Source organism: Croceibacter sp. (assembly GCF_002716225.1).
Classification (GTDB): domain Bacteria; phylum Bacteroidota; class Bacteroidia; order Flavobacteriales; family Flavobacteriaceae; genus Croceibacter; species Croceibacter atlanticus.
This window is the reverse complement of the sequence record NZ_PAZX01000009.1, coordinates 41,528-66,824: the sequence shown is the minus strand read 5'-3', so window position 1 is coordinate 66,824 and position 25,297 is coordinate 41,528. Positions and strand designations below refer to the sequence as shown.

23 protein-coding genes, 1 tRNA gene and 1 pseudogene are annotated in these 25,297 nt (G+C 33.6%); 13 read left to right on the top strand and 12 right to left on the bottom strand.

What is annotated here, in order from left to right; all coding sequences use genetic code 11:
* The first annotated feature begins 2 nt into the window (after window positions 1–2).
* Both CL818_RS06955 and CL818_RS06950 read left to right on the top strand, forming a co-directional pair.
* Complete coding sequence (locus CL818_RS06955; protein ID WP_272973158.1) at window positions 3–1,409, top strand: TolC family protein; 1,407 nt, start codon at window positions 3–5, stop codon at window positions 1,407–1,409.
* A 10-nt stretch (window positions 1,410–1,419) separates the two neighbouring features.
* A complete protein-coding gene (locus tag CL818_RS06950; protein ID WP_272973159.1) occupies window positions 1,420–2,004 on the top strand; it encodes a TetR/AcrR family transcriptional regulator in 585 nt (194 codons plus the stop codon).
* A 63-nt stretch (window positions 2,005–2,067) separates the two neighbouring features.
* On the opposite strand, the gene CL818_RS06945 is transcribed toward CL818_RS06950, so the two are convergent.
* Window positions 2,068–3,342, bottom strand: a complete 1,275-nt coding sequence (locus CL818_RS06945) for an MFS transporter (protein ID WP_272973160.1) — start codon at window positions 3,340–3,342, stop codon at window positions 2,068–2,070.
* Window positions 3,343–3,462: 120 nt separating this feature from the next.
* Between CL818_RS06945 and CL818_RS06940 the strand changes: the two genes are divergently transcribed.
* A complete protein-coding gene (locus CL818_RS06940; RefSeq protein WP_013187752.1) occupies window positions 3,463–3,723 on the top strand; it encodes a hypothetical protein in 261 nt (86 codons plus the stop codon).
* 53 nt (window positions 3,724–3,776) lie between these two features.
* Here the strand turns inward: CL818_RS06940 and CL818_RS06935 are convergent, their stop codons facing one another.
* The 3 genes and pseudogenes from CL818_RS06935 to CL818_RS06925 form a co-directional block, all read right to left on the bottom strand.
* Complete coding sequence (locus CL818_RS06935; protein WP_272973161.1) at window positions 3,777–4,685, bottom strand: EamA family transporter; 909 nt, start codon at window positions 4,683–4,685, stop codon at window positions 3,777–3,779.
* Window positions 4,686–4,851: 166 nt separating this feature from the next.
* Entirely contained in the window at window positions 4,852–5,901 is a 1,050-nt protein-coding gene (locus CL818_RS06930) for an NAD(P)-dependent alcohol dehydrogenase (protein ID WP_283641764.1), read from the bottom strand.
* A 124-nt stretch (window positions 5,902–6,025) separates the two neighbouring features.
* Window positions 6,026–7,290 (bottom strand): annotated as a pseudogene (locus CL818_RS06925) (PQQ-dependent sugar dehydrogenase).
* Between the two features lie 248 nt (window positions 7,291–7,538).
* Here CL818_RS06925 and CL818_RS06920 point away from each other — a divergent pair.
* Window positions 7,539–8,228 (top strand): LOG family protein, encoded by a 690-nt coding sequence (locus CL818_RS06920; protein ID WP_013187748.1) that lies wholly within the window; start codon window positions 7,539–7,541, stop codon window positions 8,226–8,228.
* Window positions 8,229–8,301: 73 nt separating this feature from the next.
* The gene (locus CL818_RS06915; RefSeq protein WP_272973163.1) at window positions 8,302–11,115 is read left to right on the top strand and encodes a gluzincin family metallopeptidase; all 2,814 of its coding nucleotides are present in this window, start codon (window positions 8,302–8,304) and stop codon (window positions 11,113–11,115) included.
* Between the two features lie 54 nt (window positions 11,116–11,169).
* On the opposite strand, the gene CL818_RS06910 is transcribed toward CL818_RS06915, so the two are convergent.
* Entirely contained in the window at window positions 11,170–12,342 is a 1,173-nt protein-coding gene (locus CL818_RS06910) for a GlmU family protein (RefSeq protein WP_286972459.1), read from the bottom strand.
* Window positions 12,343–12,360: 18 nt separating this feature from the next.
* Complete coding sequence (locus tag CL818_RS06905) at window positions 12,361–14,682, bottom strand: ATP-dependent helicase (protein ID WP_286972458.1); 2,322 nt, start codon at window positions 14,680–14,682, stop codon at window positions 12,361–12,363.
* Window positions 14,683–14,842: 160 nt separating this feature from the next.
* Between CL818_RS06905 and CL818_RS06900 the strand changes: the two genes are divergently transcribed.
* Window positions 14,843–16,459, top strand: coding sequence for an FMN-binding glutamate synthase family protein (locus CL818_RS06900; protein WP_272973167.1), 1,617 nt, complete (start codon window positions 14,843–14,845; stop codon window positions 16,457–16,459).
* Window positions 16,460–16,469: 10 nt separating this feature from the next.
* A complete protein-coding gene (locus CL818_RS06895) occupies window positions 16,470–16,991 on the top strand; it encodes a DUF7935 family protein (RefSeq protein ID WP_013187743.1) in 522 nt (173 codons plus the stop codon).
* Here the strand turns inward: CL818_RS06895 and CL818_RS06890 are convergent.
* From CL818_RS06890 to rpsF, 4 genes are all read right to left on the bottom strand, one after another.
* Window positions 16,988–17,464 carry a DUF6495 family protein gene (locus tag CL818_RS06890; protein ID WP_272973168.1) on the bottom strand — a complete coding sequence of 159 codons (477 nt, stop codon included), beginning with the start codon at window positions 17,462–17,464 and terminating at the stop codon, window positions 16,988–16,990. The two genes, CL818_RS06895 and CL818_RS06890, sit on opposite strands and share 4 nt — an antisense overlap.
* Window positions 17,465–17,557: 93 nt before the next feature.
* Window positions 17,558–18,007, bottom strand: a complete 450-nt coding sequence (rplI, locus tag CL818_RS06885) for a 50S ribosomal protein L9 (RefSeq protein WP_013187741.1) — start codon at window positions 18,005–18,007, stop codon at window positions 17,558–17,560.
* An 11-nt stretch (window positions 18,008–18,018) separates the two neighbouring features.
* Window positions 18,019–18,321, bottom strand: a complete 303-nt coding sequence (gene rpsR / locus CL818_RS06880; RefSeq protein ID WP_013187740.1) for a 30S ribosomal protein S18 — start codon at window positions 18,319–18,321, stop codon at window positions 18,019–18,021.
* A 3-nt stretch (window positions 18,322–18,324) separates the two neighbouring features.
* Complete coding sequence (rpsF, locus tag CL818_RS06875; RefSeq protein ID WP_013187739.1) at window positions 18,325–18,663, bottom strand: 30S ribosomal protein S6; 339 nt, start codon at window positions 18,661–18,663, stop codon at window positions 18,325–18,327.
* Between the two features lie 203 nt (window positions 18,664–18,866).
* Here rpsF and CL818_RS06870 point away from each other — a divergent pair, with 203 nt between their 5' ends.
* Complete coding sequence (locus tag CL818_RS06870; protein ID WP_013187737.1) at window positions 18,867–19,574, top strand: LytR/AlgR family response regulator transcription factor; 708 nt, start codon at window positions 18,867–18,869, stop codon at window positions 19,572–19,574.
* Here CL818_RS06870 and priA read toward each other — a convergent pair.
* Complete coding sequence (gene priA, locus CL818_RS06865; protein WP_286972455.1) at window positions 19,571–22,018, bottom strand: replication restart helicase PriA; 2,448 nt, start codon at window positions 22,016–22,018, stop codon at window positions 19,571–19,573. The genes CL818_RS06870 and priA overlap by 4 nt on opposite strands.
* A 114-nt stretch (window positions 22,019–22,132) precedes the next feature.
* Window positions 22,133–22,558 carry a DUF2147 domain-containing protein gene (locus tag CL818_RS06860; protein WP_013187735.1) on the bottom strand — a complete coding sequence of 142 codons (426 nt, stop codon included), beginning with the start codon at window positions 22,556–22,558 and terminating at the stop codon, window positions 22,133–22,135.
* Window positions 22,559–22,699: 141 nt separating this feature from the next.
* On the opposite strand from CL818_RS06860, the gene CL818_RS06855 reads away from it, so the two are divergent.
* The 5 genes from CL818_RS06855 (at window position 22,700) to CL818_RS06835 (ending at window position 25,125) form a co-directional block, all read left to right on the top strand.
* Window positions 22,700–22,773: transfer RNA gene (locus CL818_RS06855), tRNA-Arg, on the top strand.
* Window positions 22,774–23,052: 279 nt separating this feature from the next.
* On the top strand, window positions 23,053–23,280 hold the full coding sequence (locus CL818_RS06850) for a hypothetical protein (RefSeq protein WP_272973171.1): 228 nt from the start codon (window positions 23,053–23,055) through the stop codon (window positions 23,278–23,280).
* Window positions 23,281–23,302: 22 nt separating this feature from the next.
* The gene (locus CL818_RS06845) at window positions 23,303–23,980 is read left to right on the top strand and encodes an EcsC family protein (protein ID WP_272973172.1); all 678 of its coding nucleotides are present in this window, start codon (window positions 23,303–23,305) and stop codon (window positions 23,978–23,980) included.
* Window positions 23,981–24,256: 276 nt separating this feature from the next.
* Window positions 24,257–24,451 carry a hypothetical protein gene (locus CL818_RS06840; protein WP_272973173.1) on the top strand — a complete coding sequence of 65 codons (195 nt, stop codon included), beginning with the start codon at window positions 24,257–24,259 and terminating at the stop codon, window positions 24,449–24,451.
* A gap of 53 nt (window positions 24,452–24,504) precedes the next feature.
* Window positions 24,505–25,125 carry a hypothetical protein gene (locus CL818_RS06835; RefSeq protein WP_272973174.1) on the top strand — a complete coding sequence of 207 codons (621 nt, stop codon included), beginning with the start codon at window positions 24,505–24,507 and terminating at the stop codon, window positions 25,123–25,125.
* Window positions 25,126–25,297 lie beyond the last annotated feature (172 nt).

The following is a 25,297-nucleotide window of genomic DNA, read 5'->3' as shown; positions in this document are numbered from 1 at the left end:
ACATGAGAAAAGGAATCATATATAACATAGTTGCTATAGTTAGTGTTTCTGCACTACTAACCTCTTGTTTTGTTGCCAAAGATTATACAAGACCAGAACTTAGCACTACAGAAAATTTATTTAGAACAGACCAATTACCACAGGATAGTATATCTGCAGCAACGGTTTCATATAAAGATCTATTTAAGGATCAATATTTAGTGAACTATATAGAAGAAGGTCTTTCTAATAATATAGACATACGTATTGCTTTGCAGCAAATAGTTGCTGCAGAAGCTTATATAAAACAAGGAAAGGTAGGCTACTTGCCAACATTAGGTGCTAATGCAACCCTAACACATCAAGAACTTTCAAAAAACTCTCAATTTGGGTCTTTTCTTTCAAATACCTCTACAGATCAATTTGAGATTAATGCAAGTTTGTCTTGGGAAGCAGATATTTGGGGAAAAATCAGAAGTAATTCAAGAGCAACACAAGCTAACTACTTACAAACTGTTGCTGCTCACCAAGCAGTTAAAACAGAGTTAGTAGCGCGTATTGCTACAGCTTATTATCAACTTCTTGCATTAGATGCGCAGTTAGAAGTTACTAAGGCTTCAATTGAAACAAGGGACAATAGTGTTGTAACCATAAAAGCATTAAAAGACGCTGGACAGGTTACACAAATTGCTGTTGACCAAAATGTTGCTCTTCTCAATAATGCTAAAGCGTTGGTTGTAGATTTAGAGGTTGCTATATTTAGAACAGAAAATACACTAAGTATATTACTAGGAAAGGGACCTCAAAATTTTGAACGTGGAACTATTAATGATTTAGAGTTTACCACAGATTTGGCAATTGGTGTTCCTACTACTCTTTTAAGAAATAGACCAGATGTAATGGCTGCTGAATATGCATTGATAGAATCTTTTGAACTAACAAATGTGGCTAAAAGCATGTACTATCCTTCATTAACACTTACAGCTACTGCTGGTTTTCAAAGTTTAGACTTGGCAGATCTTATAGACACTAATTCTTTATTTGCTAACATAATAGGTGGTCTTACACAGCCTATTTTTAATAAACGTGCCATAAGAACTCAAAATGAAGTTGCTGTTGCGCAACAAGAACAAGCTTTATTAAATTTTAAACAATCGTTATTAATTGCAGGTCAAGAAGTTTCTAATGCTCTGTATGGATATAATGCTGAAACTGAAAAATATGAATTCAGATTAAATGAAATTGAAGCTTTGCGTAATGCCGAAACAAATTCAGAAGAACTGTTAAACAATGGTTTTGCAACATACTTAGATTTATTAACAGCCAGACAGAGTGCATTAAGTGCAGAGCTTAATGTGGTAGACAGTAAGCTACAACAACAACTATATATTATAGATTTATATGAAGCCTTAGGCGGTGGATGGCAATAAGATAAAAGAGATGGAAAAAACAGAGCTATTAAAACACGCAGCTTCTCGGTTCACAAAATTTGGCAGTAAACGGTTTACGCTAGATGAATTGGCCAATGAACTGGGAATCTCTAAAAAAACTATTTATAAGCACTTTAAGAATAAAGAAGATTTGGTTGCCGAAAGCGTTAACCATCTCTTAGAAGAAGTCATATCTAAATTAAACGCCATATTGGAAGATAAAGACAAAGATGCTATTCAAAAGATTATTTGGATTTATAAGATATGCTTTAACTATTTAAAAGAATTTAAACCTTCATTTATTAATGGACTTAAGAAATATTATCCTAAAGCAGATGTTGTTTTTGAAGGTTTTAGAAGTGATGTTGTACACCAAATGATTTATTATTTACTAGTTGATGCTAAGGAAAATAATATTATTAGGAATGATGTAGATATTAAATTGGTATCACAATTGTATTTTTTGAGGGTAGATAATGTTGTTTTCAAATCTGATAACCTATTCTCTCTTTATTCATCAGATGTATTATTAGATCACTTAATTATAAATAACTTAAAGGGTATTGTAAATTCAGACTATAAAGTTATTTACTAACACCAAATATTCGTTCAAAAAAGAAAACCCTCTTATGTGTTGTTTGCATAAGAGGGTTTTTATTTATTCTTTAAGTTCATGTTCTTCTAAATCTTTCCGAAGATCTAATTTTCTTAAACTTGGTAACAATGCTCCAGTAGAAACTACTGTAATTAGCGTCATACTACCGCCAAATATTACAGCAGTAACTGTTCCCATAAGTTTTGCTGTTAAGCCACTTTCAAAAGCACCTAGCTCATTAGAAGACCCAACAAACATAGAGTTTACAGAAGCCACACGACCACGCATTTCATCTGGTGTTCGCAATTGTAATATGGTTTGTCTTATAATCATAGAAATACCATCTGTTATACCACTTAAGAATAATGCAATTACAGAAACCCAGAACCAAGTAGACACTCCAAATAATATTATACAACAGCCAAAAGCAAATATGGCACCTAGTAATTTGTAACCTGCATTTTTATTGAGAGGAAAATACGCAGAGGTAAACATGATGATTAATGCGCCAACTGCTGGCGCAGCTCTTAATACTCCAAAGCCTTCTGGTCCTACCTTTAGGATATCTTGCGCAAAAACAGGAAGCAACGCTACTGCACCACCAAACAGAACTGCAAACATATCTAATGTTAACGCACCTAAAATTATCTTAGTAGAAAACACAAAGTTTAATCCTTCCTTTAAGCTCTTAAAAACTGGTTCGCCTATCTTAGTATTTAAAATTGGTTTCTTAGGTATTTGAGTTAAACTTATAAATGCCACTAAAGAACATGCAAATACAAAACACATAGACCAATGTACACCTATCCAATTAATGGCAAAACCGGCAATGGCAGGTCCAACAACTGCACCCATTTGCCATACAGAGCTACTCCAAGTTGCAGCATTAGGATATATTTTCTTAGGAACAAGTAATGAGAATAATGAGAATATAGTGGGACCAATAAATGATCTTACAACACCTCCTAAAAATACCAGTGCATAAATTGTATACAATACTGTATTTTGAGACCAGTCTCCTATTACTTCTGGCCAGGTAATGAGAAATAGTCCAAAACTAATGACAGAGAAACCTAGTATACACTTTAACAATAATCCTTTCTTTTCTTTTTGATCTACAACATGACCTGCAAACAATGCCAAAGAGACAGCCGGAATAACTTCCATTAAACCAATAATACCTAATGAAAAAGGATCTTTAGTTATACTATAAACCTGCCACTCTATCACGACAAATTGCATAGACCACGCAAACACCATAGCAAAACGTACTAATAAGAAGATATTAAACTCTCTAAATCGCAGTGCTGCGTAAGGATCATTCTTTTTCTTTTCCATAATGCGAAGCTACTACAACATTTATATATTTTTAAGACTTTATGGTATGAATCTTGTCCAATATACTATGCAATAAAAGTTATTGCAACACATATTATAATTAACCAAAAATTGAAGATTATGAATACGAGAGACAAAGGTTTAGGAATAGCAGCGTTAATAGGATTAGGTGTAAGTGCCTTAGCCGTTTTAGGATATAAAAAATTACCGAAAGACAAAAAGGATAAAATTAAGTCTACACTTAATGATGCTGGTACAAAAATAAAAGATACAGCTGGTGATGTAAGCGATACTGTTACAGATACTTTTGATAAAGTAAAAGGTAAGATTGCTAACACTAGTAAAAATGTAAATGAAGATGCTAAAGAGTTAGTATCTTAATTAAATACAAGTAGAAATGTAAAAGCGACTTATTTAATAATGGGTCGCTTTTTTTATGTAAACTTTTTTCCTTTTTTCATTTTCTTACTGCTATTAATAAAGTAAACGCCTGTAAGCAATACAGCTGCAGATACTAATGTCTGTGTGGTAATTGTTTCATCTAAAAAGTACCATCCTAAAAAAATAGCTATTATGGGATTTATATAGGCAGATGTTGCCACTTTTTCTGTTGAGACAACTTTTAATAAGTAATTAAACGACGTAAATGCGGCTATACTTCCAAAAAATATTAGTCCTAATAAAGAAAGTTGTGTACTGGTTTGCCAAGTTGTAGGAAAGCTCCAAGTCTCTCCAGTTATTACACTTGCTATACCCAACATAAAACCACCAAGAAGCATTTGATAACCAGTGTTTACAAAAAAGTTTTTTGGTAGTTCGGCTTTAGAAACAAAGACGCTACCTATACACCAACTTAAGACACAGGTAAAAATTACTAGCATTCCTAAAACACTTCCTTCTTTTGTAGTAAGCTCCTGTTGACTTACTAATAAATAAATTCCTATAATTCCTAAAATTATACCTACAACAGATTTTAGTTTAATAGGCTTTCTATCTACAATTCGCATTAAAACTAGAATTAGTAAAGGTTGTAATGACGCTTCAATAGCAGCAAAGCCACTATCTACAAATTGTAATGCCCAAACAAACATCCCGTTACCGTATGCAAGAAATAAAAATCCTGCCAAAGCACAATTCAATAGTTGTTTCTTAGAAATTTTAAGGGATAATTTTAAACATTTAGCAATGATAAAAATTAAAGATCCTGCAGCTGTAAAGCGAATACATGCTAACATTAAAGGATCTAACTCTGTAACAGCTAACTTATTCATTACATAGGTAGAGCCCCAAAATACATAGATTGAGAAGAAAGCAACAATTATAAGAAGCGGATTACTTTTCATTACAAAATAATAAAGCCTTAAAAGATTCCTTTCTTTTAAGGCTTAACAAATGTAGGTGCTTATTTTATGTTTTGCTATACCTGTACGCTTTTAAATATAACAATCATTAAGAACTAAAAAAGCCGATAAGTAAGACTTACCGGCTTAATTAATTCAATAACAAAAATTAATTTTTCAAAGATTGCATATCGATTACAAAACGGTATTTCACATCTGAGTTTGTAACTCTTTCGTAAGCAGTGTTAATAGTATCCATATCAATCATTTCTACATCACTCACAATATTATGTTCTCCACAAAAATCTAACATTTCCTGTGTTTCTTTAATACCTCCAATAAGAGAACCAGCAACACGCTTACGTCCCATTATTAATCCGCCACCATGCATTGGCTCTAAAGGTTCAATGGCACCTACCATACACATTGTAGAATCACGTTTTAATAATTGTATATAAGGATTAATATCGTGTTTTACAGGAACCGTATTCAGTAAGAAATCAAAAGATCCTTTGTGCTTTTTCATATCGTCTTCATTCTTTGAGATTAAAACTGAAGATGCGCCTAAACGCTTTGCATCATCTGCTTTAGAAGGTGATGTTGTAATCATTACAACTTCTGCTCCCATTGCTGCAGCTATTTTAATACCCATATGACCTAAACCACCAAGACCTATAACTCCTACTTTATCACCTTTCTTTACATTCCAATGTTTTAAAGGAGAATACGTTGTTATTCCTGCACATAGTAAAGGTGCTACTGCTTTTTCGTCTAAGTTTTCAGGTACTTTAAGTACGTAATATTTATCTACAACAATAGTTTCAGAATAGCCACCAAAGGTATGTCCACCTAAGTGCTTATCCTTACCATTATATGTGCCAACCATTCCTTCTTCACAAAATTGTTCAAGATCGTCTTTACAAGCGCTACACTCTCTACAAGAATCTACCATACAGCCTACTCCTACTAGCTCGCCTTTTTTAAAGTTAGAAACATCACTTCCTACTTCTACAACGCGACCAATAATTTCGTGTCCTGGAACAACAGGATATTTAGAGCCACCCCAATCGTTTCTTACTGTATGTATATCACTATGACAAACACCGCAGTAGGAAATCTCAATTTTTACATCGCGATCTGTAACGTCTCTACGTTCAATAGTCATCTCTTTTAAATCGGCATCACTACTCTTGGCGCCGTATGCTTTTATAGTACTCATATAATTATTTATAATTTTACTTTAAAAATACGTTGTTATTTTACCATAGCCTTTTGTTTATAAGGCTTTAGTTGAAGTTTAACAACATTAATTAACCTATGGTAATATGGTATCGATTATAAATCTATTTAGCTGAAACTTTCCAGATGATTCCTGCATCATCATCATTTACTAAAAGGCTACCATCTGGCGCTACAGCTACACAAACAGGACGACCATACACCGTACTTTCTTCTTCTGAAGCAATAAAGCCAGTTAAAAAGTCTTGTGGTTTTTGGGGCTTACCATTGTTAAATGGAACATACAGTACTTTATATCCAGAAAATTCTGCTCTATTCCAAGAACCGTGTTGGCCTACAAATGCACCATTTTTATATGTTTCAGGAAATTGATCTGCCGTATAAAATGTTAAACCTAAAGATGCGGTATGGTTACCAACAGGAACATCTGGTATTATTGCTTTATCTACCAAATCTTGGTGTGGTTCGTCTTTCCATCTAGGATCATTTATTTGTCCATAATAGCTATAAGGCCAGCCGTACCAACCACCTTTTTTACACTTGTAATATAATCTGGTACAAGGTTGTTTCCTAACTTATCACGTTCGTTTACTGCTGTCCACAATTCTCCGGTAACAGGATTCCAATCCATTCCAACTGGGTTTCTTAATCCACTTGCATAAGTAATTTCACCAGAGCCATCTAGGTTAACTTCTAGAATTGTAGCACGACGTTCTTCTTTTTCCATGCCTTGCTCTCCTACATTACTAGCAGAACCAACAGAGATGTATATTTTGTCCTTAGCTTTATTAGTGATAATATTTCGTGTCCAATGGTTGTTATAACCACTAGCTGAAAGCTCAACAATCTTAGTACCTTCACCTTTTAAACTAGTATCGCCTTCGGTGTATGGAAAACTGTACAAGCCATCTGTATTAGCTACATAAAATGTATCATTAATAATAAGCATACCGAAAGGTTGATTTAAGCCTTCCTTAAAAACAAAACGCTCATCTATTTCACCATCGTTATCATTATCTCTTAAAAGTGAAATTCTATTAGCACTGTTTTTAGTGTTACTTTCTGTTACGAAAATATCGTTATTTGGCGCAATGTAAGTCCATCTTGGGTGTTCTAACTCATCTGCAAAACGAGTTACCTTAAATCCTTCTGGAGCAATTGGTGTTTGGCCTTCTGGCCAAGCAATTACCTTACTGTTATTTGTTACAGATTTACTGGAGAATGGAGCTTCAAGTGTTAATGGACCTATTGCGGTCTCAACCGTAACTGGCGATGCTGTTTCTGCTATAGTTTCTTTTTCCTCTTTGCTAAGTTTAGATTTACAGCTCATTAACACTGCAAAACAAATTAATGTTGTTATATATTTCATAGTTAAGTTTTACTTAAAAATACGTGATTAATAAAGGCTTTCAACACTTCAAAAATCAATTAATATAATTTTAACTAACAATTAAAATTCAATCTTAAAATTTAATAGGAATACCTCAAAAAACTATGAGACAGTAAAGTGTTAATTATAAAACAATGCTTAAGTTTGGCGTTAGATATGATGTAAGACGTAAGGTTACGTTTCCATAGAGTTATGGTTAGTGCCTTTTGAAACAGATTTTTTTTGATATGACAAACGAACAACACCATAAAGGTTGGAATGAGATAAAAACAAATGATTCTTGGGCTCTGTTCAAGATAATGGGTGAATTTGTAAATGGATTTGAACGCATGAGCCAGATAGGACCTTGTGTTTCTATATTTGGATCTGCTCGTACAAAACCAGACCATAAGTATTATAAGCTAGCAGTAGATGTTGCAGAGAAAATTGTACAACACGGTTATGGTGTTATAACTGGTGGTGGACCAGGAATTATGGAAGCCGGTAATAAAGGTGCGCACCTAGCTGGCGGTACATCTGTAGGGTTAAATATAGATTTACCTTTTGAACAACATGACAATCCTTATATAGACTCAGACAAGAGTTTAGATTTTGATTACTTTTTTGTAAGAAAAGTAATGTTTGTAAAATACTCCCAAGGTTTCGTGGTTATGCCAGGTGGTTTTGGAACTCTAGATGAACTTTTTGAAGCAATAACATTAATACAAACTACTAAAATTCAAAAATTCCCAATAATATTGGTTGGTACAGATTTTTGGAGTGGTTTAGTAGATTGGGTTCGTAATACTTTGTTAGACAGCTTTCAAAATATTAGTGCACATGACATGGACCTTGTGCAAGTTGTAGACACCGCAGACGAAGTCTTAGATATCCTAGATAAATTCTACGATGAGTTTAATTTAAGTCCTAACTTCTAAAAATATCGTATATCATTATATATGGCATATGTATTGTTAAGTAAGTAACTGGTTTTAGATTAAATAATTCACTTTGAGTATTAGGAAAATTCTCCTCTTTTTTTGTTTAGTAGCTTCTGTAAATAGTTTATTTGCACAACATGCTACGTCTCTTAATGTTAAATTAAATGATGACTTGCATCAATTAGAAATACAGCAAGAGCTAACCTTTGTAAACACCTCTGCAGATTCTTTATCTGAAATATACCTTTTAGATTGGGCCAATAGTTTTTCAGATAAAACAACACCATTAGGTAAGCGTTTTTCAGAAGACTATCTGCGCAGATTTTATTTTGCCAAACCAGAAGAACGTGGTCATACCACTATTCATAAGTTAACAAACTCTTCTTCTCAAGATTTAGTTTGGGAGCGCCCTAAAGACAAGCAGGACATTATTAAGGTGACTTTACCTACACCACTTGCACCAAACGCTACGTTCGAGTTTAAATTAACGTACACTGTTAAAATACCCGACGAAAAATTTACACGCTATGGTTATTATGAAAATGGTGATTTAAAGCTTAGATATTGGTATATAAGACCTTCTGTTTATACTACAGAGTGGAAAGCTTACAGCCATAAGAATTTAGATGATCAATTTGTGCCTAAAAGCAATATCACCATAACTATAGAAGTTGCCAACGATAAGGTTGTTACCTCTTCTTTAAATACTTCTGAACGTGTTGATGGTGACAAGAAAATTGTAACACTTACAGGAAACAATAGGATTGAGAACAAACTGTATATAACGAGTGAGAACACTTTTGATAAAATTATTACAGACTACACCTCTATTGAAACAAATATAGATGATGATGATTTACCGGAAGAAGCAAAAGCTCTAGCCGTAGATAGAATATTATCTTATTTAGATACAGAATTAGGTTCTTACCCTCACGAAAAAATACTTGTCACTAATGAAGACTATTTAGCCAACCCAGTATATGGCTTAAATCAATTACCAGATTTTATCAATCCCTTTCCAGATGGTTTTCAATATGAAATTAAGTTATTAAAAACGATAACCAACAATTATCTAGAAAACACTCTCCTATTAAACCCAAGAGAAGAAAAGTGGGTGCACGATGGTATACATATTAAAATCCTTATGGATTATGTAGATAGGTATTATCCAAAAATGAAACTCTTAGGTAGTTTAAGTGATTTTTTTGGAATACGTTGGTTTCACGCAGCAGAGTTAGAGTTTAATGACCAATACCCATATTTGTTTATGAATATGGCTCGTATGAATTTAGATCAAGCTTTAACCACGCCTACAGATTCACTGGTAAAGTTTAATCAGAATATAGCAAACGCTTATAAGTCTGGAACAGGTTTCGAGTATCTTGAAGATTACTTAGGTACTGAAGAGGTGAAGATTACAATGAAGGAGTTTTACCAAAACTTTAAGCTAAAAGAAGTTTCTTCAACAGATTTCATGACGTTGTTACAGAAGAACGCTTCCAAAGATTTATCTTGGTATTTTGAAGACTATGTAGGAACTAACAAAAAAATAGATTTTAGAATAAAACGTGTAAAGAAAACTAAAGACTCGCTTACCGTAACAATAAAGAATAAAAGAAATGCTAAAATGCCTGTGTCTCTTTATGGAATTAAAGATGGCAGAGTAATAACTAAAGATTGGGTAGAACCCTTTTTAGGAACACAAACAGTTACAATACCTAGAGACAGTAGTGAGCGTGTAGCATTAAACTATGAAGGCATAATCCCTGAATTTAATCAGCGTGATAATTATAAAAGTGTATCTAAGCTAACTGCAAAACCAATACAATTTAGACTTTTACAGGATATTGAAGATCCCAAATATGCACAAACATTCTTTATTCCAGAATTTGATTATAACATTTATGATGGTGTAGCTATTGGTTTAAAAATGTATAACAAAGCTGTATTAAGTAAAAATCTAGCCTACAAAATATCTCCTAAATATGGATTTGGCAGTAATACTATTGTTGGTTCAGCATCTATCTATAACACTCATTATTTTGACAATAGTAATTTAAATGCTGTACGCTATGGTGTTGGCGGTACTACATTCTCTTATGCAAATGATTTATTTTATAGAAAATATACACCATACTTAACCTTTTATTTTAGAGATACCTACTTAAGAAATAATGAAAAGCAACGCCTTAATTTTAGGTATGTTGCTGTTGAAAGAGATAGAGATCAACTAAACGTTGTAGATGAACCTGATTACGGTGTTTTTAATGCAAGATATATTTATAGTAACCCTAATCTTGTTAATTATTTTTCGGGTTATGTAGATTATCAATTATCTGATAGTTTTAGTAAGATTTCTGCCAGTGCTACTTATAGAAAGTTGTTCCTTAATAACAGGCAACTTAATTTAAGAGTGTTTGCTGGAGCTTTTTTATATAATGACAATACCAACTCAGACTACTTTAGCTTTGCTTTAGACAGGCCAACAGATTATCTGTTCGACTATAATTATTATGGCCGTAGTGAAGAATCTGGATTATTTAGCCAACAAATTATACCTGCAGAAGGTTTCTTTAAGTCTAAACTAGAACCTGCATTTGCAAACCAATGGATGACAACATTAAATGGTAGCACAAACATCTGGAAATGGATATTTGCATATGGTGATGCAGGCTTAATTAAAAATAGAGGTAGTAATCCAAAATTTGTTTATGACACCGGTGTACGTGCAAGCTTAGTTGCAGATTATTTTGAAATATTTTTTCCTGTATATTCAAACAATGGTTGGGAGATTGCTCAAGACAACTACGATGAAAAGATTAGGTTTATTGTCACGTTAGACATACAAACTCTAATAAAGCTCTTTACAAGAGAATGGTACTAAGCTTCAGCATTTCAATCTTAAACAAGTTCAAATAAAAAGTGGTTAGGTAACCACTTAGGATCTTCTAAACTTAGCCGTTTCTTCGAACACGTGTTCTAAAATTGCTTTATCATCATCAGAAAATTCTATCTCTCTTCGTTTCATCACAATTTCAGCAACTTCAAAAGCTTTTTTAGTTAAATAGGTTTGTGTTCCTGCACTGCCACCCCAACTAAAACTTGGAACAAAATTACGAGGAAAACCAGCGCCAAAGATATTAGAGCTTACTCCTACTACTGTACCCGTATTAAACATTGTGTTTATTCCACATTTAGAATGATCTCCCATCATTAATCCACAAAACTGAAGTCCTGTCTTTGCAAATCCTTCTGTTTCATAGCTCCACAATCTTACTTCAGCGTAATTATTTTTAAGGTTAGAGTTGTTACTGTCTGCACCTATATTACACCATTCTCCCAACACAGAATTTCCTAAAAAACCATCGTGGCCTTTATTACTGTAACCAAATATAACAGAGTTATTAACCTCACCACCTACTTTACTTTGTGGTCCTACAGTTGTCGGTCCATATATTTTAGTACCAAGTTTAGTACTTGCGTGTTCACATAATGCAAAAGGACCTCGTATAATTGAGCCTTCCATCACTTCTGCATCTTTACCTATATAAATAGGTCCGTTTTCAGCATTTAATGACACATTAAAAACCTTAGCACCTTCTTCAATAAATATATTGTTAGGGTTTACTGCAAATACAGAAGACGACAGTGGTTGAGAAGATCTGTCTTCTGTAATTAAGTTATAATCTTCTTTAATTGCATCACCATTTTTGGAGAATATATCCCAAGTGTGTTTAACGGTAATTGGTGCAGAATCTATTTCAATAGTTTGATAGTCTTCTAGGTCTTTTTCCTCATCCTCTAATGTATAAAAAGCAACAATCTCTGTTTCATGAACAAGAGCTTGCCCTACTTTTAAATTTTTAATCTGCTCTACAAGATTAGGATTTGGTAAATAGGAAGCACTAATCATAATATTGTGTTCCATCTCTACCATAGGCCATTTTTTAGACAAATAATCTTCGGTAACTGTTGTAGTAGTAATGCCTAAATACTGTTCCCATTTTTCTCTAATAGTTAATATTCCTATACGTATTTCGGCAACAGGCCTTGTATATGTAAAAGGTAATAAACTATCTCTGTGAGCACCATCAAATAAAATATAATTCATGTTGAGTTGTATTAGTAGTTAGTCTAACATTTTAAGTTTTGCAAAACGTAACAACAGTTTTTTAAGACCGCCGTTTTCAAAATCTATTTCTGCTTTTTTATCTTGGCCAACGCCTTCAATTTTAATAACTTTTCCTTTACCAAAGCGCATATGCTCTACCATTTGTCCTTCAGATAAAGAAATTGGTGCCGCTTTTTGAACTTCTTTAGAAGCATCTGTAGGTCTTAACCTTCTAAGTTTTCTTAATTGCTCATCTGTAGGTTTGTGACTTGGTGGTGGCGTTCCCTTTTTAGGTTTTGTTTGTCTAAATTTACTCTTATCTACGTCTCCCCAAAGATCTGGGCTAACAAGTGGTTTATACTTATAATCGTCTTGAGGTATCATCCAGTCAATATACTGTTCATCTATTTCCTCAATAAATCTACTAGGTTCAGCATCTATTAACTTTCCCCAACGGTATCTACTTTGTGTATAGGTTAAATAGGCTTGTTTTTCTGCTCTAGTGAGCGCTACATAAAATAAACGACGTTCTTCCTCAAGTTCAGACCTTGTATTCATACTCATAGCACTAGGAAATAAGTCTTCTTCCATACCAACTATGTATACATAAGGAAACTCTAATCCTTTGGCTAAGTGAATGGTCATAAGTGCCACACGATCATCATCTCCTACCTCTTTATCCATATCTGTAGCAAGTGCAATATCTTCTAAAAACTCGGCAAGACTTCCTGTTGCATCGGCTAGTTCTACTTGGCCTTCAACAAAATCTTTAATACCATTTAAGAGTTCTTCTACATTCTCAATACGTGCAACACCTTCTGGAGTGCCATCTTTTTTAAGATCCTGAATTAAACCTGTTTTTTTTGCAACAGCTTCTGCTACACTAAACGCATCGCTTTCTTTATTAAGAATTTGGAAATGGTGAATCATATTCACAAAATTCTTAAGCTTGTTTTTAGTTCCTGTATTTACGCCAATATCTACTTTGTCTATATTAGCCATAACCTCAAACATAGAGCGTTTGTAATGGTTGGCAGCAATAGCAACTTTATCTATAGTGGTTTGTCCTATACCACGAGTTGGATAATTTATTACACGTTTTAAGGCTTCTTCATCATTAGGGTTTGCAATAAGACGCAAGTATGAAATTACATCTTTAATTTCCTTACGCTGGTAAAATGACAAACCACCGTAAATCCTATAAGGAATATCTTTTTTACGCAACGCATCTTCCATTGCTCTAGATTGCGCATTTGTACGGTAAAGAATTGCAAATTGACCATTTCTTAATTGGTGTTCCATTTTATTCTCAAAAATAGAACTTGCAACAAAACGGCCTTCTTCACCATCATTTATAAGTCTGTTTACACGAATTTTAGGACCTTCATCATTAGCAGTCCAAACAACTTTATCTAGCTTGGTTTTGTTTTTATCTATGATAGAATTTGCAGCGTTTACAATGTTCTTTGTTGATCTGTAATTTTGCTCTAGTCGGTACATTTCAACATTATCATAATCCCGTTGAAAGTTTAGAATGTTATTAATATTGGCACCTCTAAAGGCGTAAATACTTTGCGCATCATCTCCTACCACACAAATATTCTGAAATTTATCTGAAAGTGCTCTAACAATAAGATACTGAGAGTGGTTTGTATCCTGGTACTCATCTACCAATATATATTTAAAACGGTTTTGATATTTATTAAGCACTTCAGGAAACCTATTTAAAAGTTCATTGGTTCTTAATAACAAATCATCAAAATCCATAGCGCCTGCTTTAAAGCAACGCTCTACATACTCCTTGTATATGTCGCCTAATCTTGGGCGTTTTGCCATCGCATCTGCTTCGATTAATTCTGGGTTTTGAAAATACGCCTTAACAGTAATTAAACTGTTTTTATAAGATGAAATGCGAGAGTACACCTGTTTGTATTTATACACATCTTTATCAAGATGCATTTCTTTTATTATGGCACGTATAAGACTTTGAGAGTCTTGAGTGTCATAAATAGTGAAGTTAGAAGGATATCCTAACTTATCTGCTTCAAACCTTAAAATCTTTGCAAATATGGAGTGAAAGGTTCCCATCCATAAATTCTTAGCTTCACTAGCGCCAACAATTTCAGAAATACGTTTCTTCATTTCTTTTGCCGCTTTGTTAGTAAACGTAAGCGACAAAATATTAAATGGGTCTACCCCATTTTTCATTAAGTGTGCTATACGCATGGTAAGCACTCTTGTTTTACCAGATCCGGCACCTGCTATCACAATCATTGCACCGTCCTTTTGCAGTACTGGTGCACGTTGTGCGTCATTTAATCCTTCTAAATAATCTATCAAAATTCTTGCATTAATTCAACATGTGAAATTATAAAAAATGCGCCTGAAATGTTTCTCATAATCCTAATAGTTTTAAACAAGCTTGTAAGCGATGTTACTCTTAATTTTTTAAATATCTTAGCCTTTTAAGACCGTAAATTTCGATTGATATTTTAATTACATGGATGCATTTTTTCATTTCTTAGGCCTAATACCTTGGTGGCTATACATTATAATAGTATTGGCCCTTATTGCAATAAGAGATATATTCTTCAATAAAAAACACATTATAACACATAACTTTCCGATAGTTGGTCATTTTAGATATGCATTAGAAAGTATTGGTCCAGAATTAAGACAATATATAGTTGCCAATAATAGAGAAGAGCTTCCTTTTAATAGAATTGAACGTGGTTGGATATATGCTTCAGCTAAAAATGAAAACAATTATGAAGGCTTTGGAACAGACAGAGATATTTTTGAAAACAATTACATCTTTGTAAACAACGCCTTGCTTCCTTATAAAGTAACAGAAGATCATCCTAATTATAAAGACCCATACTTTTTGCCGTGTGCAAAAGTTATCGGAGCTTCTAAAAACAGAGCGAGACCTTTTAGACCAAGTTCTGTCATAAACGTTTCTGCAATGAGTTTTGGTTCTCTTTCTGCACGTGCTATAGAGTCTATGAATAAAGGTTGTAATCTTGCTCATGCCTATCATAATACAGGTGAAGGTGGATTATCTCCTTATCACAAAACTGGTGCTGATGTTGTTTTTCATTTTGGTACAGGTTATTTTGGCGTAAGAGATGGAAAAGGTGGCTTTTCTATGGAAAAAATGATTGCGTTAGTAAAAGACAATCCGCAGATTAGAGCTATTGAGGTTAAGTTGTCTCAAGGTGCAAAACCCGGAAAAGGCGGAGTTTTACCTGCTGCAAAAATTACTGAAGAAATATCTGAAATACGACACGTACCTCTTGGAAAAGATGTGCTTTCACCACCAACTCATTCTGCTTTTGAAGGTGTTGAAGGTTTAATTAATTTTGTTGAAGATATTGCTACCGCTACAGGATTACCAGTAGGTATAAAAGCTGCTATAGGAAAATTAGACCAATGGAAAGAGTTAGCAACATTAATGAAAACAACCGGTAAAGGTCCAGATTTTATTACTGTTGATGGTGGCGAAGGTGGTACTGGTGCTGCACCACCAAGCTTTGCAGATCACGTTGCCTTACCTTGGATGTTTGGATTCTCTGAACTTTATAGAATATTTGATGAACAAGAACTTTGTGATCAAATTGTGTTTATAGGTAGCGGAAAATTAGGATTTCCTGCACAAGCTGCTAAAGCCTTTTCTTTAGGTGTAGATTGTATAAATGTTGCAAGAGAAGCTATGTTAGCAATTGGATGTATACAGGCTAAAGCGTGTCATAATAACACATGTCCTACTGGTGTTGCAACACAAAACAAATGGCTACAACGTGGTATAAACATTGAAGATAAAGCGGTAAGAACTCACTTTTACTTTAAAAATTTTAGAAAAGAGTTTTTAGAGATGACACATGCTTGTGGGTACGAACATCCTTGCCAGTTAACTATGGATGATGTAGAAGTTAGCTTAGGAGATAAAAATCTTATACAGCCATTGGCAGCATCTTTTGGTTACCATAAAGTAAAAGTACCTTTTACCTCTATGAAAGATTTACAGGAATGTCCGCATCTTGGTGGTCATTATAAAACAAAGAAAGAAGCCAAGAATGTAAAAAAAGCAAAGCAAAAAGAAGAAGTTAGATATTAAACCCCAAATTATGAATACTGATAAAATTTTAGAGCTTATATTTTATACCGCGCCAGCAATAGTTGTAGGCTTGGTCGTATTTTATTTCTTGAAAACTTGGCAAGCCGAGCAAGATAAAAGACGCTATTTTGAGCTTCAAAAAGAAAACCAAAAAGAAGCCTTACCTCTTAGATTACAAGCTTATGAGCGTATGACATTATTTTTAGAACGTATCTCCTTAGGAAACCTATTATTACGAGTTAAACCGTATAATGACGAGGTAGATGCTTATGAAAACTTACTTATTAGTACTATAGAGCAAGAATTTGAGCATAATTTAGCACAACAAATATATTTAAGTGATAGAGCTTGGGGCGTTATTAGAGCTTCAAAAAATGCTACAATGTCAATAATTAGGAAGACAGCAATGAATGAGTCTGTAACAAACTCTGATAAGTTGAGAGAAACAATACTCTCAGATTTAATTGATCGTCCTACACCTACAGATGCAGGACTAGCTCAATTAAAAGAAGATGTAAAAGCGTTTCTTTAGTCTAACGCTAATAATTCATTAAAGTAATTGTAAAGTTCACCTTTAGTAATATTAGAGCCTTGTTGTATCAAGGCAAAAATATCTTTATTACGGTCTTCTTTAAGTACTTTATTAGATGTGTATATATCCACAGCATCTGTTTTCAAATTCTCTTGAAGCCATTGGTAGCCTTCTGGAGTTGTAATATCTATAACGTTATTATTAACTTTTACGCCAATAAGCGAAATTTGGACTTGGTCTATTTTAAACAGGAAGATTTGCTGTTTAGAATAGTGCTCTAAGTATTCTACTTTATTTAAAACACCTTCCCAAACCAGGTCGCTAAAAACATCTAGCTCTGCTTCTGCAACCTCTGGTTTATCTTTTTTTATGGTTCCCCATTCTTCTCCAGTTATAGATTGGGTTGCCAGAAAGTTTATAAACTCTTCATGCATTTCTTCAAATTGTTCTTTTGTAAGTCTTGAATATTTCATGATGTCTAATTGTTTTAAATCGTACTAATTTAATTAAAAAGGAAAAGCCTACTCAATAAAGAGCAGGCTTTTAAAATTGTAATCTAGATAAGACTAGTTTTCTCCTACAACGTCAAACGTTACAGTTTCAACTACTTCTCTATGAAAACGAACTGTCGCTTCATATTGTCCTAGTCTCTTAATGTTTCCACCAGCAATGCTAATGTACTTCTTGTCTATCTCGATACCTTCTTTTTCTAAACGCTCAGACAAATCTGCGTTAGAGATGCTTCCAAACATTTTGTCTGCTTCTCCAGCTTTTGCTGTCATTGTTAGATCTAAAGAATTTAATTTTTCGGCTAAAGACTTAGCAGCTTCAATAGCTTTACGTTCTTTATAGCTACGTTGCTTTAACGTTTCTTCTAAAGACTTAATGCTAGATGGTGTTGCTAATACTGCTTTACCTTGTGGGATTAAAAAGTTACGTCCGTAACCTGGCTTTACTTCTACCACATCGTCTGTGAATCCTAGATTCTCAACGTCTTGTTTTAAAATAAGTTGCATGTTATCGGGGTTTACTTGTTATATAAATCTGTTACGTATGGCATAAGTGCAATGTGTCTTGCACGCTTTACAGCTTGCGCCACTTTACGCTGATACTTTAAAGATGTTCCTGTTAAACGACGTGGTAACAATTTACCTTGCTCGTTTACTAACATTCCTAAGAAATCTGGGTTTTTGTAATCAATATACTTAATTCCATTTTTCTTAAAACGACAGTACTTCTCTTTCTTAGAAGTCTCAATATTAAGCGGAGTTAGGTATCTAATCTCGCCGTCTTTCTTTCCTTTTGCTTGTTGCTCAATAGATGTTGCCATGGCTTATGCTTTTTCTTTGTTACGTTTAACTCTTGTTTTAGCCCACTCTACAGCATGTTTATCTAACTTTACAGTAAGGAAACGCATAATACGCTCGTCACGTCTAAACAAAACCTCTAGTGGCTCAATGTGCTCTCCAGCTACTTGGTACTCAAACAAGTGATAAAAACCACTTTTCTTGTTTTGGATTGCGTAAGCTAATTTTTTTAGCCCCCAATCTTCTTTGTTAACCATCTTGGCATCTTTAGAAATAAGAAAATCTTCAAATTTCTTAACTGTCTCCTTTATCTGTTCATCAGATAAAACGGGATTCAAGATGAAAACAGTTTCATAATGATTCATACGATTGAATTATTTAAATTAAAATTGCGTGCAAAAATACGTATTAAATACATTTTTACAACCATAAAAACAGGACTTTTTTTGGTCTTTTAAAGCGATAAAATCAACATTACCAACGACCAAAGATTTAAATTACTTGCGGATTGTCTTAAAATGCGTTAATATTGTTTAGAAGTAACACTAACATCTCAATAAAATAAACTTTGGAAGACGTAAAATTAAAATGTGTAGTTGTAGATGATTCTGGCTTACAACGCCTATCTATGGTTAAACTTATTAAAGATCACCCTAACCTTCAATTAGTTGGAGAATTTAGCAATGCCATAGAAACTAAAAATGGATTGTTAGATTTAGGTGTCGATTTATTATTCCTTGATGTTGAAATGCCAATTCTTTCTGGTTTTGATCTTTTAGATGACTTAAGAAACAAGCCTCTTATAATTTTTGTTACAGGAAAAACTCAATATGCACACAAGGCTTTTGATTATGAAGCTATAGATTATATTCACAAACCTGTCACAAGGGATCGTTTTAATAAAGCGGCTGCAAAAGCTATTGGTCTTTATAAATTACAAAATGACAAATCTTCTGTTGAAGATGACCGTTTTATCTTTGTAAAGAGCAACCTTAAGAAACGTAAAGTTATGTTGGGTAGCTTAAAATATATTGAAGCTCTTGGTGATTATGTGAAGTTTGTAACTAACACAGATTCTTTTGTGGTGTTAGCAACAATGAAATCTTTTGAAAAGGAACTTGAGGATGAAAACTTTCTTCGTATTCACAAATCCTATATTGTAAACTTAGATCGCATACAGCGCTACAACAGTCGTGAAGTGGAAATTGATGGTGAAAAAATACCATTAAGCAGACACAAGAAAACGCTTTTAGCAGATGCGCTAAGCTCTAATTAATAAGGATCTACATTAATAACACAACGTACACCTCTATACTGCCCTATTGCTGTATAGCTTTTTAAAATCTTATCAATCACTTCTTTTGTTTTAGAAAGTGATTGTTGTTTCGGGATTTTTAAAATTACATTCTTGTAATATTCATTTCGTATTCTAGACACTGGTGGAAACTCTGGTCCCAATACATGTTCATTAAATGTATTAGCCATAGATTTTGCAAACCATAACGAGGCTTCATTAACTTTATTAAAGTCTTTATTTCTAAACGTAAATCGAATCAAACGACATAACGGCGGATATTTATATTGGTGTCGCTCTTCTATTTGGTCCTTATACATACCCACATAATCATTAGTGGAAACTTGTTGTAGGATTTGATGAAAGGGATTATAGGTTTGTATAAGAACACGACCGCGCTTTTTTGTACGTCCTGCCCTACCGGCAACTTGTTGTAGCATTTGAAAACTACGCTCGTGTGCTCTAAAGTCTGGAAAATTTAACAAGCTATCTGCATTCATAACACCTACTAAGCCAACATTTCTAAAGTCTAATCCTTTGCTTAGCATCTGTGTCCCCACTAAAATATCTATCTCTTCATTTTCAAATGCTGTGATAATTTTTTCATAGCCATGTTTACCTCTAGTAGTATCTAGATCCATTCTGCCTATGTTGTGATCTGGATATAATGCCTTTAATTCTGTCTCTACCTGTTCTGTTCCTAAGCCTTTTGTTGTTAAATCTGCACTTCCGCATTTCATACATTCTAACTGCATGGCAATATGGTAGCCACAATAGTGACAACGCAATTGGTTTTTATAGCTATGATATGTTAAACTCACATCACAATTAGGACACTGTGGAGATTCTCCACAAGTAAGGCATTCTAAATATGGTGAATAACCTCTTCTATTTTGAAACAAGATAACCTGTTCACCTTGTTTTAGTGTATTTAATATCTCTTCTGCCAAACGGTCTGAAAAATGGCCGCTCATCTCCTTACGCTTATACTTCTCCTTAATATTAACTAACTCTATTTCTGGAGGCAGTACATCTCCAAAGCGTTTATTTAGGGAGACGAAACCATATTTTTGATGCTTTGCATTGTAATAACTTTCTATGCTTGGTGTTGCAGATCCTAATAATACTTTTGTTTTAAATAAATTAGCCAACACAACTGCAGCATCTCTCGCATTATACCTAGGCGCAGGATCGTATTGCTTAAATGTAGACTCGTGCTCTTCATCTACAATAATAAGTCCCAACTCCTGAAATGGTAAAAAGATGCTAGATCGTGCTCCAATTACAATTTTACCTTTAGTTTTATTCTTTACGTGATTATAAACCTCTACACGTTCATTTACTGAATATTTACTGTGATAAATAAGCACTTCTTCTCCAAAATAAGACTGTAAACGCGTGATAAGCTGTGTGGTTAGAGCAATTTCTGGAACCAGGTAAAGCACTTGTTGCCCTTTAGCCAGTACATCTTTAATAAGGTTTATATAAATCTCTGTCTTTCCGCTTGAAGTAACACCGTGTAAAAGGCAAACACTATTAGTTTCAAAAGACTGCTGAATACTATTATATGCCTTTAATTGATGCGCATTAAATGTGATATCTTTTAAAGTTGATTCACCTTCAAATTGTACTCTATCTTCCTGAATTTGGTAACTTTCTAAAATACCTTTGTCAACTAGCGATTTTATTACGCTGGACGAAGTATCACATAATTTAGCAAGGTCTGAAGCTTGTAATTTCTTTTCAGAAGCAGATGTTTCAAATAGTTTAAAAATCACCTCTCGTTGTTTTGGAGCTCTCGAAAGCTCATCTAACAGATCATGCAGCTTGTCGTCTTGCTTATAAATAGCATTTAATCTTACATAGCTAACCACTTTAGGTTTGTACTGCTCGTATATTTCTTGATTTATGATAACAGCTTGCTTATCTACCAACCTATTTAAAATTGGTAAGACACGCTGCTTATCTAAGATTTGCATAATTTCCTGAATGCGCAATAGTGATTGGTTTTGAAGCGCTTCAATAATTAAAAACTCATTATCATCTAACTCAGAGAAATCAATATTTGCGGCTTTATTTAGCTCGACAACAGTTTCGCTCTCTAACAAAAAGGCACTTGGTAAAGACGCTTTTAAAACTTCGCCTAAACTACACATATAGTAGGACGCCATCCACACCCAAAATTTAAGTTGTTTTGAAGTAACGGTTGGGTTAGAGTCTAAGATTTCTTCTATAGGTTTTGCTTCATACTTTATAGGTGGCGTGGTATGTTTTGCAAGTACAACACCTGTATACACTTTAGTTTTACCAAACGGCACAGCCACACGCATACCTTCTGCAATATTTGCAAACTCCTCTGTAGTTAGCGCATATGTAAAGGTGTTCTTTAACGGTAATGGTACAATGACATCTATAAAGTAGGCCATAAAAACTTAGATCTTAAACTTCAAAAATACATATTTATAAATGTTGCGCGGCTATAAACCAAAAAAGTCCTGAACGATTGCTCAGGACTTCTTACATTGTTATTAATTATGCGACTACTCTAGCCTGATCCATTCTTGCGTTCTGTATAAGAAAGCGACATAACCTCTTACTTTTAAACGATTAGGATTATCTTCTGTAAGCCAGATTTTAGACTTGTAAATTTTACCATTTTCAGGATCTGTAATAGTACCGCCAGAATACTCATTACCATCTCTTTCAAGACCTTTTATAATATTCATTCCTAAAATCTTGATGTTTTTATCTTCACCTTCACATTCTGAGCATACTCTATCTCTGGCTTCGGGATTTAAAATTTTTATGATTTTACCATACACTTTACCATCTTTTTTAAAAATCTCTATGTGTGATTTTGCTTCACCAGTATTATCGTCTATTGTTTTCCAGATGCCAACAACATCTTGCGCATTAGAAAAGGTAAAACATAGCATTAGTATAATGCTGCTTAGTATTAATTTCATATTAAATTTTTTGTTGAAGGTATTACAAATTATATACCGAAGCTATTCTATTTTAAGATTTGTAACATATTTATAAAAAATTTTCAAAAACAAGTTGCTTAAAAGTTAATGATTGTTATCTTTGCACCCGCTAATTGCTACGGGCTCGTAGCTCAGCTGGATAGAGCACCTCCCTTCTAAGGAGGCGGTCATAGGTTCGAATCCTATCGGGCTCACATCATATACCCCTAACTGCTTATTTATAAGCTATTAGGGGTTTTTGTGTTTAAATAATTTGGTTTTATACCGCCCAAATTATTTAACATTGAATAAATATTTTAAAACGAAAAACAGCATTGTTAAAAACTAAACTATAAGTTATGTTATTTTAATAAGATAATTAAACACCATTAGTAATTCTGCATATACAGACTATTTGTATAGCTAAGCGAAAGTTTATGGTGGATATAAACTAGTAGGCAATAATTGAAATAAAAATTTAAAATTAAACAAATATGGGATGGTTAGAAGAGCTTACCAAAAGTATTAATAATATGGTTGATGAAATGGAGTCTGATACTGATAAGAGTAGAAGTCAGGGCTTTCTTGAAAATTTTTGGAAAAAAAGAGAAGAGCTTAATGATGCTAAAGACTTTTCTTATGGTAAAGAAAAAAGTACTATTCAGAAACTCTTAAACCTCTTAAACAGAAAGGGGAAAGAAAACGATATGGAGCCATTTTAATCTTCTATCAAAGAAATAAATTTTGGCAAAAAAAATTAATCAAGGAGTAATACTGAGGACTCTAGATTGGAAATATAATAAAGCAATAAGCGGTTTTCCTGGAATAGATTCCTCCTATGAAATGGCTGAAAATTACTTAAAGAATCAACCTGATAAAATTAAGGCAGCAAACACTTTGATACGATGGCAGAACACCAAATCGGGAACTAGTGGCTTTATTGCTGGTTTAGGTGGAATTATAACTTCACCTGTAACTATTCCAGTAAATTTAGCAAGTATAATGTTTATCCAAATTAGAATGATTGCCGCGATAGCAATAATTGGAGGATATGATTTGAAAGATCATAGATTTAAATCGTTAATTTATGCTTGTATGACTGGTAATGTAGCCAAAGAAATCATCAAAGATGTTGGTCTTATTGCGGGAAGAAAATTTGCTATTTCAGGTATAAAGCAAATATCATCTAAATCTATTACAGCAATTAATCAAAAGGTAGGATTCAGGTTATTAACTAAATTTGGAGAAAAAGGAGTTATCAATTTAGGAAAAGCTGTTCAAATAATTGGTGAAGTAATTGGAGGTTCAATTGATTCTTATACTACAAACGTGATAGGTAATATTGCAAGGAATACATTTGTTGGAAAACACGTTAAGTACTATCCTTATATTACTATTTCTGGGTATAAAATAACTTGTTAATAGCGAGAAAAACTATTACAAACAAAGGCTATAAGTGATACGGGCATAATTGCCCAACCGAGAAGAAATAGCTAATTTGCAAAGACCGCCAAAACCTTGTTTTAGCTTATTGGAAAGTAAAGGAAAATAATCCAAAAACAAGTTTTCGGCTAAGTATTAAACCGAATGGTAATCGCCCGTTTGCGACCGCACTACTCATAGCCACAACCGTTGTGAGTAATTAAATACAATATTCAAAATTTTAAACATTTTATAATAACTAAAAATAGAAACGATATGAGAAATGATGATTTATCTTTCCAAACTGGCGGACGTCGTAAAGAAAACGAAGAAGGTTTACATTGGGATAACCCTGACAATCCATACAATGGTACCGATGATGAAGATGGTGGAGACAGATATGAAAGTTACTACGAAGGTTTCTACCACGAAGATGATGAGTATGATGATTCAAACGATGAAGATAATTAAGAGCTTTACTAAATTCTCACACTATAATTGTATCATAACCTATGTTAGAAAATTTGACAACTACCGAAATTATTTGTTTTGTGGTTATAATCATTATGATTTTAATAATCATCTACCTTTCTGCTAACTATTGGAAGAATAAAGAAGCATTGGGTGTTTCAAGGAGTAAAAACAATTCCAACTACAGAAGGGATGAGATACAAAGATTATCTCTAAGTATGTCAAAAGAAAAGGTTGACCTTGAAAAAAAACTTATTAAGGATATTTCAGATTTGAAAATCAAGCACGAGAAAGATATAAGTAATCTGAAGGAGGATTTTAGAAAAAACAGCGATGACGAATATCAAAAAGGCTTTGATGCTGGAAAGAACTCGGTTGATTTTAAAATTCACGTCAGTCCTGTTAAAGAAGAGTTTTACGACAAAGGGTTTTTCTCTAAGACTAAGAAAATCTCAATTGGCTATAGCTATCGTCTATACGTCAACGGAATCCCTTGTTTAGACCCTCACAAAGAATGGATTCAAACCTTAGATGTAAAAGAAATAAATGAAGAAAACGTAAAATATGCAGTCGACAAAATCGAAAGTATTATTGAAGTTTTACCTGTCTCTAAAGTAAAAGTGGTCAAGAATTTGGCTGACTTTAAACGAGGAATTAAAAAGACAAAACCGTAAAATTAACTACTCACAACAACGTATAAAAACAATAGGGCAATTGTAGCAAAACTTAATGGTTCGGGCGCATTTGCAAGGTCGCCAAATTTTTAAATTTGGCTTATTGACAAAGAAAGTAATAAGAAAAATTTAAAAATTCGGCTTGTGCTCAACCGAATGGACAGCGTGCAAA

Bases quoted from the DNA above. Each gene is read 5' to 3' on its own strand.
- CL818_RS06895 (WP_013187743.1), top strand. From the start codon at position 16,470: ATGAATACTGATAAAATTTTAGAGCTTATATTTTATACCGCGCCAGCA.
- CL818_RS06900 (WP_272973167.1), top strand. From the start codon at position 14,843: ATGGATGCATTTTTTCATTTCTTAGGCCTAATACCTTGGTGGCTATAC.
- CL818_RS06910 (WP_286972459.1), bottom strand. From the start codon at position 12,342: ATGAATTATATTTTATTTGATGGTGCTCACAGAGATAGTTTATTACCT.
- CL818_RS06935 (WP_272973161.1), bottom strand. From the start codon at position 4,685: ATGAAAAGTAATCCGCTTCTTATAATTGTTGCTTTCTTCTCAATCTAT.
- CL818_RS06850 (WP_272973171.1), top strand. From the start codon at position 23,053: ATGGGATGGTTAGAAGAGCTTACCAAAAGTATTAATAATATGGTTGAT.
- CL818_RS06860 (WP_013187735.1), bottom strand. From the start codon at position 22,558: ATGAAATTAATACTAAGCAGCATTATACTAATGCTATGTTTTACCTTT.
- CL818_RS06940 (WP_013187752.1), top strand. From the start codon at position 3,463: ATGAATACGAGAGACAAAGGTTTAGGAATAGCAGCGTTAATAGGATTA.
- CL818_RS06945 (WP_272973160.1), bottom strand. From the start codon at position 3,342: ATGGAAAAGAAAAAGAATGATCCTTACGCAGCACTGCGATTTAGAGAG.
- CL818_RS06890 (WP_272973168.1), bottom strand. From the start codon at position 17,464: ATGAAATATTCAAGACTTACAAAAGAACAATTTGAAGAAATGCATGAA.
- CL818_RS06950 (WP_272973159.1), top strand. From the start codon at position 1,420: ATGGAAAAAACAGAGCTATTAAAACACGCAGCTTCTCGGTTCACAAAA.
- CL818_RS06840 (WP_272973173.1), top strand. From the start codon at position 24,257: ATGAGAAATGATGATTTATCTTTCCAAACTGGCGGACGTCGTAAAGAA.
- rpsF (WP_013187739.1), bottom strand. From the start codon at position 18,663: ATGAATCATTATGAAACTGTTTTCATCTTGAATCCCGTTTTATCTGAT.
- CL818_RS06930 (WP_283641764.1), bottom strand. From the start codon at position 5,901: ATGAGTACTATAAAAGCATACGGCGCCAAGAGTAGTGATGCCGATTTA.
- CL818_RS06955 (WP_272973158.1), top strand. From the start codon at position 3: ATGAGAAAAGGAATCATATATAACATAGTTGCTATAGTTAGTGTTTCT.
- priA (WP_286972455.1), bottom strand. From the start codon at position 22,018: ATGGCCTACTTTATAGATGTCATTGTACCATTACCGTTAAAGAACACC.
- rplI (WP_013187741.1), bottom strand. From the start codon at position 18,007: ATGCAACTTATTTTAAAACAAGACGTTGAGAATCTAGGATTCACAGAC.
- rpsR (WP_013187740.1), bottom strand. From the start codon at position 18,321: ATGGCAACATCTATTGAGCAACAAGCAAAAGGAAAGAAAGACGGCGAG.
- CL818_RS06920 (WP_013187748.1), top strand. From the start codon at position 7,539: ATGACAAACGAACAACACCATAAAGGTTGGAATGAGATAAAAACAAAT.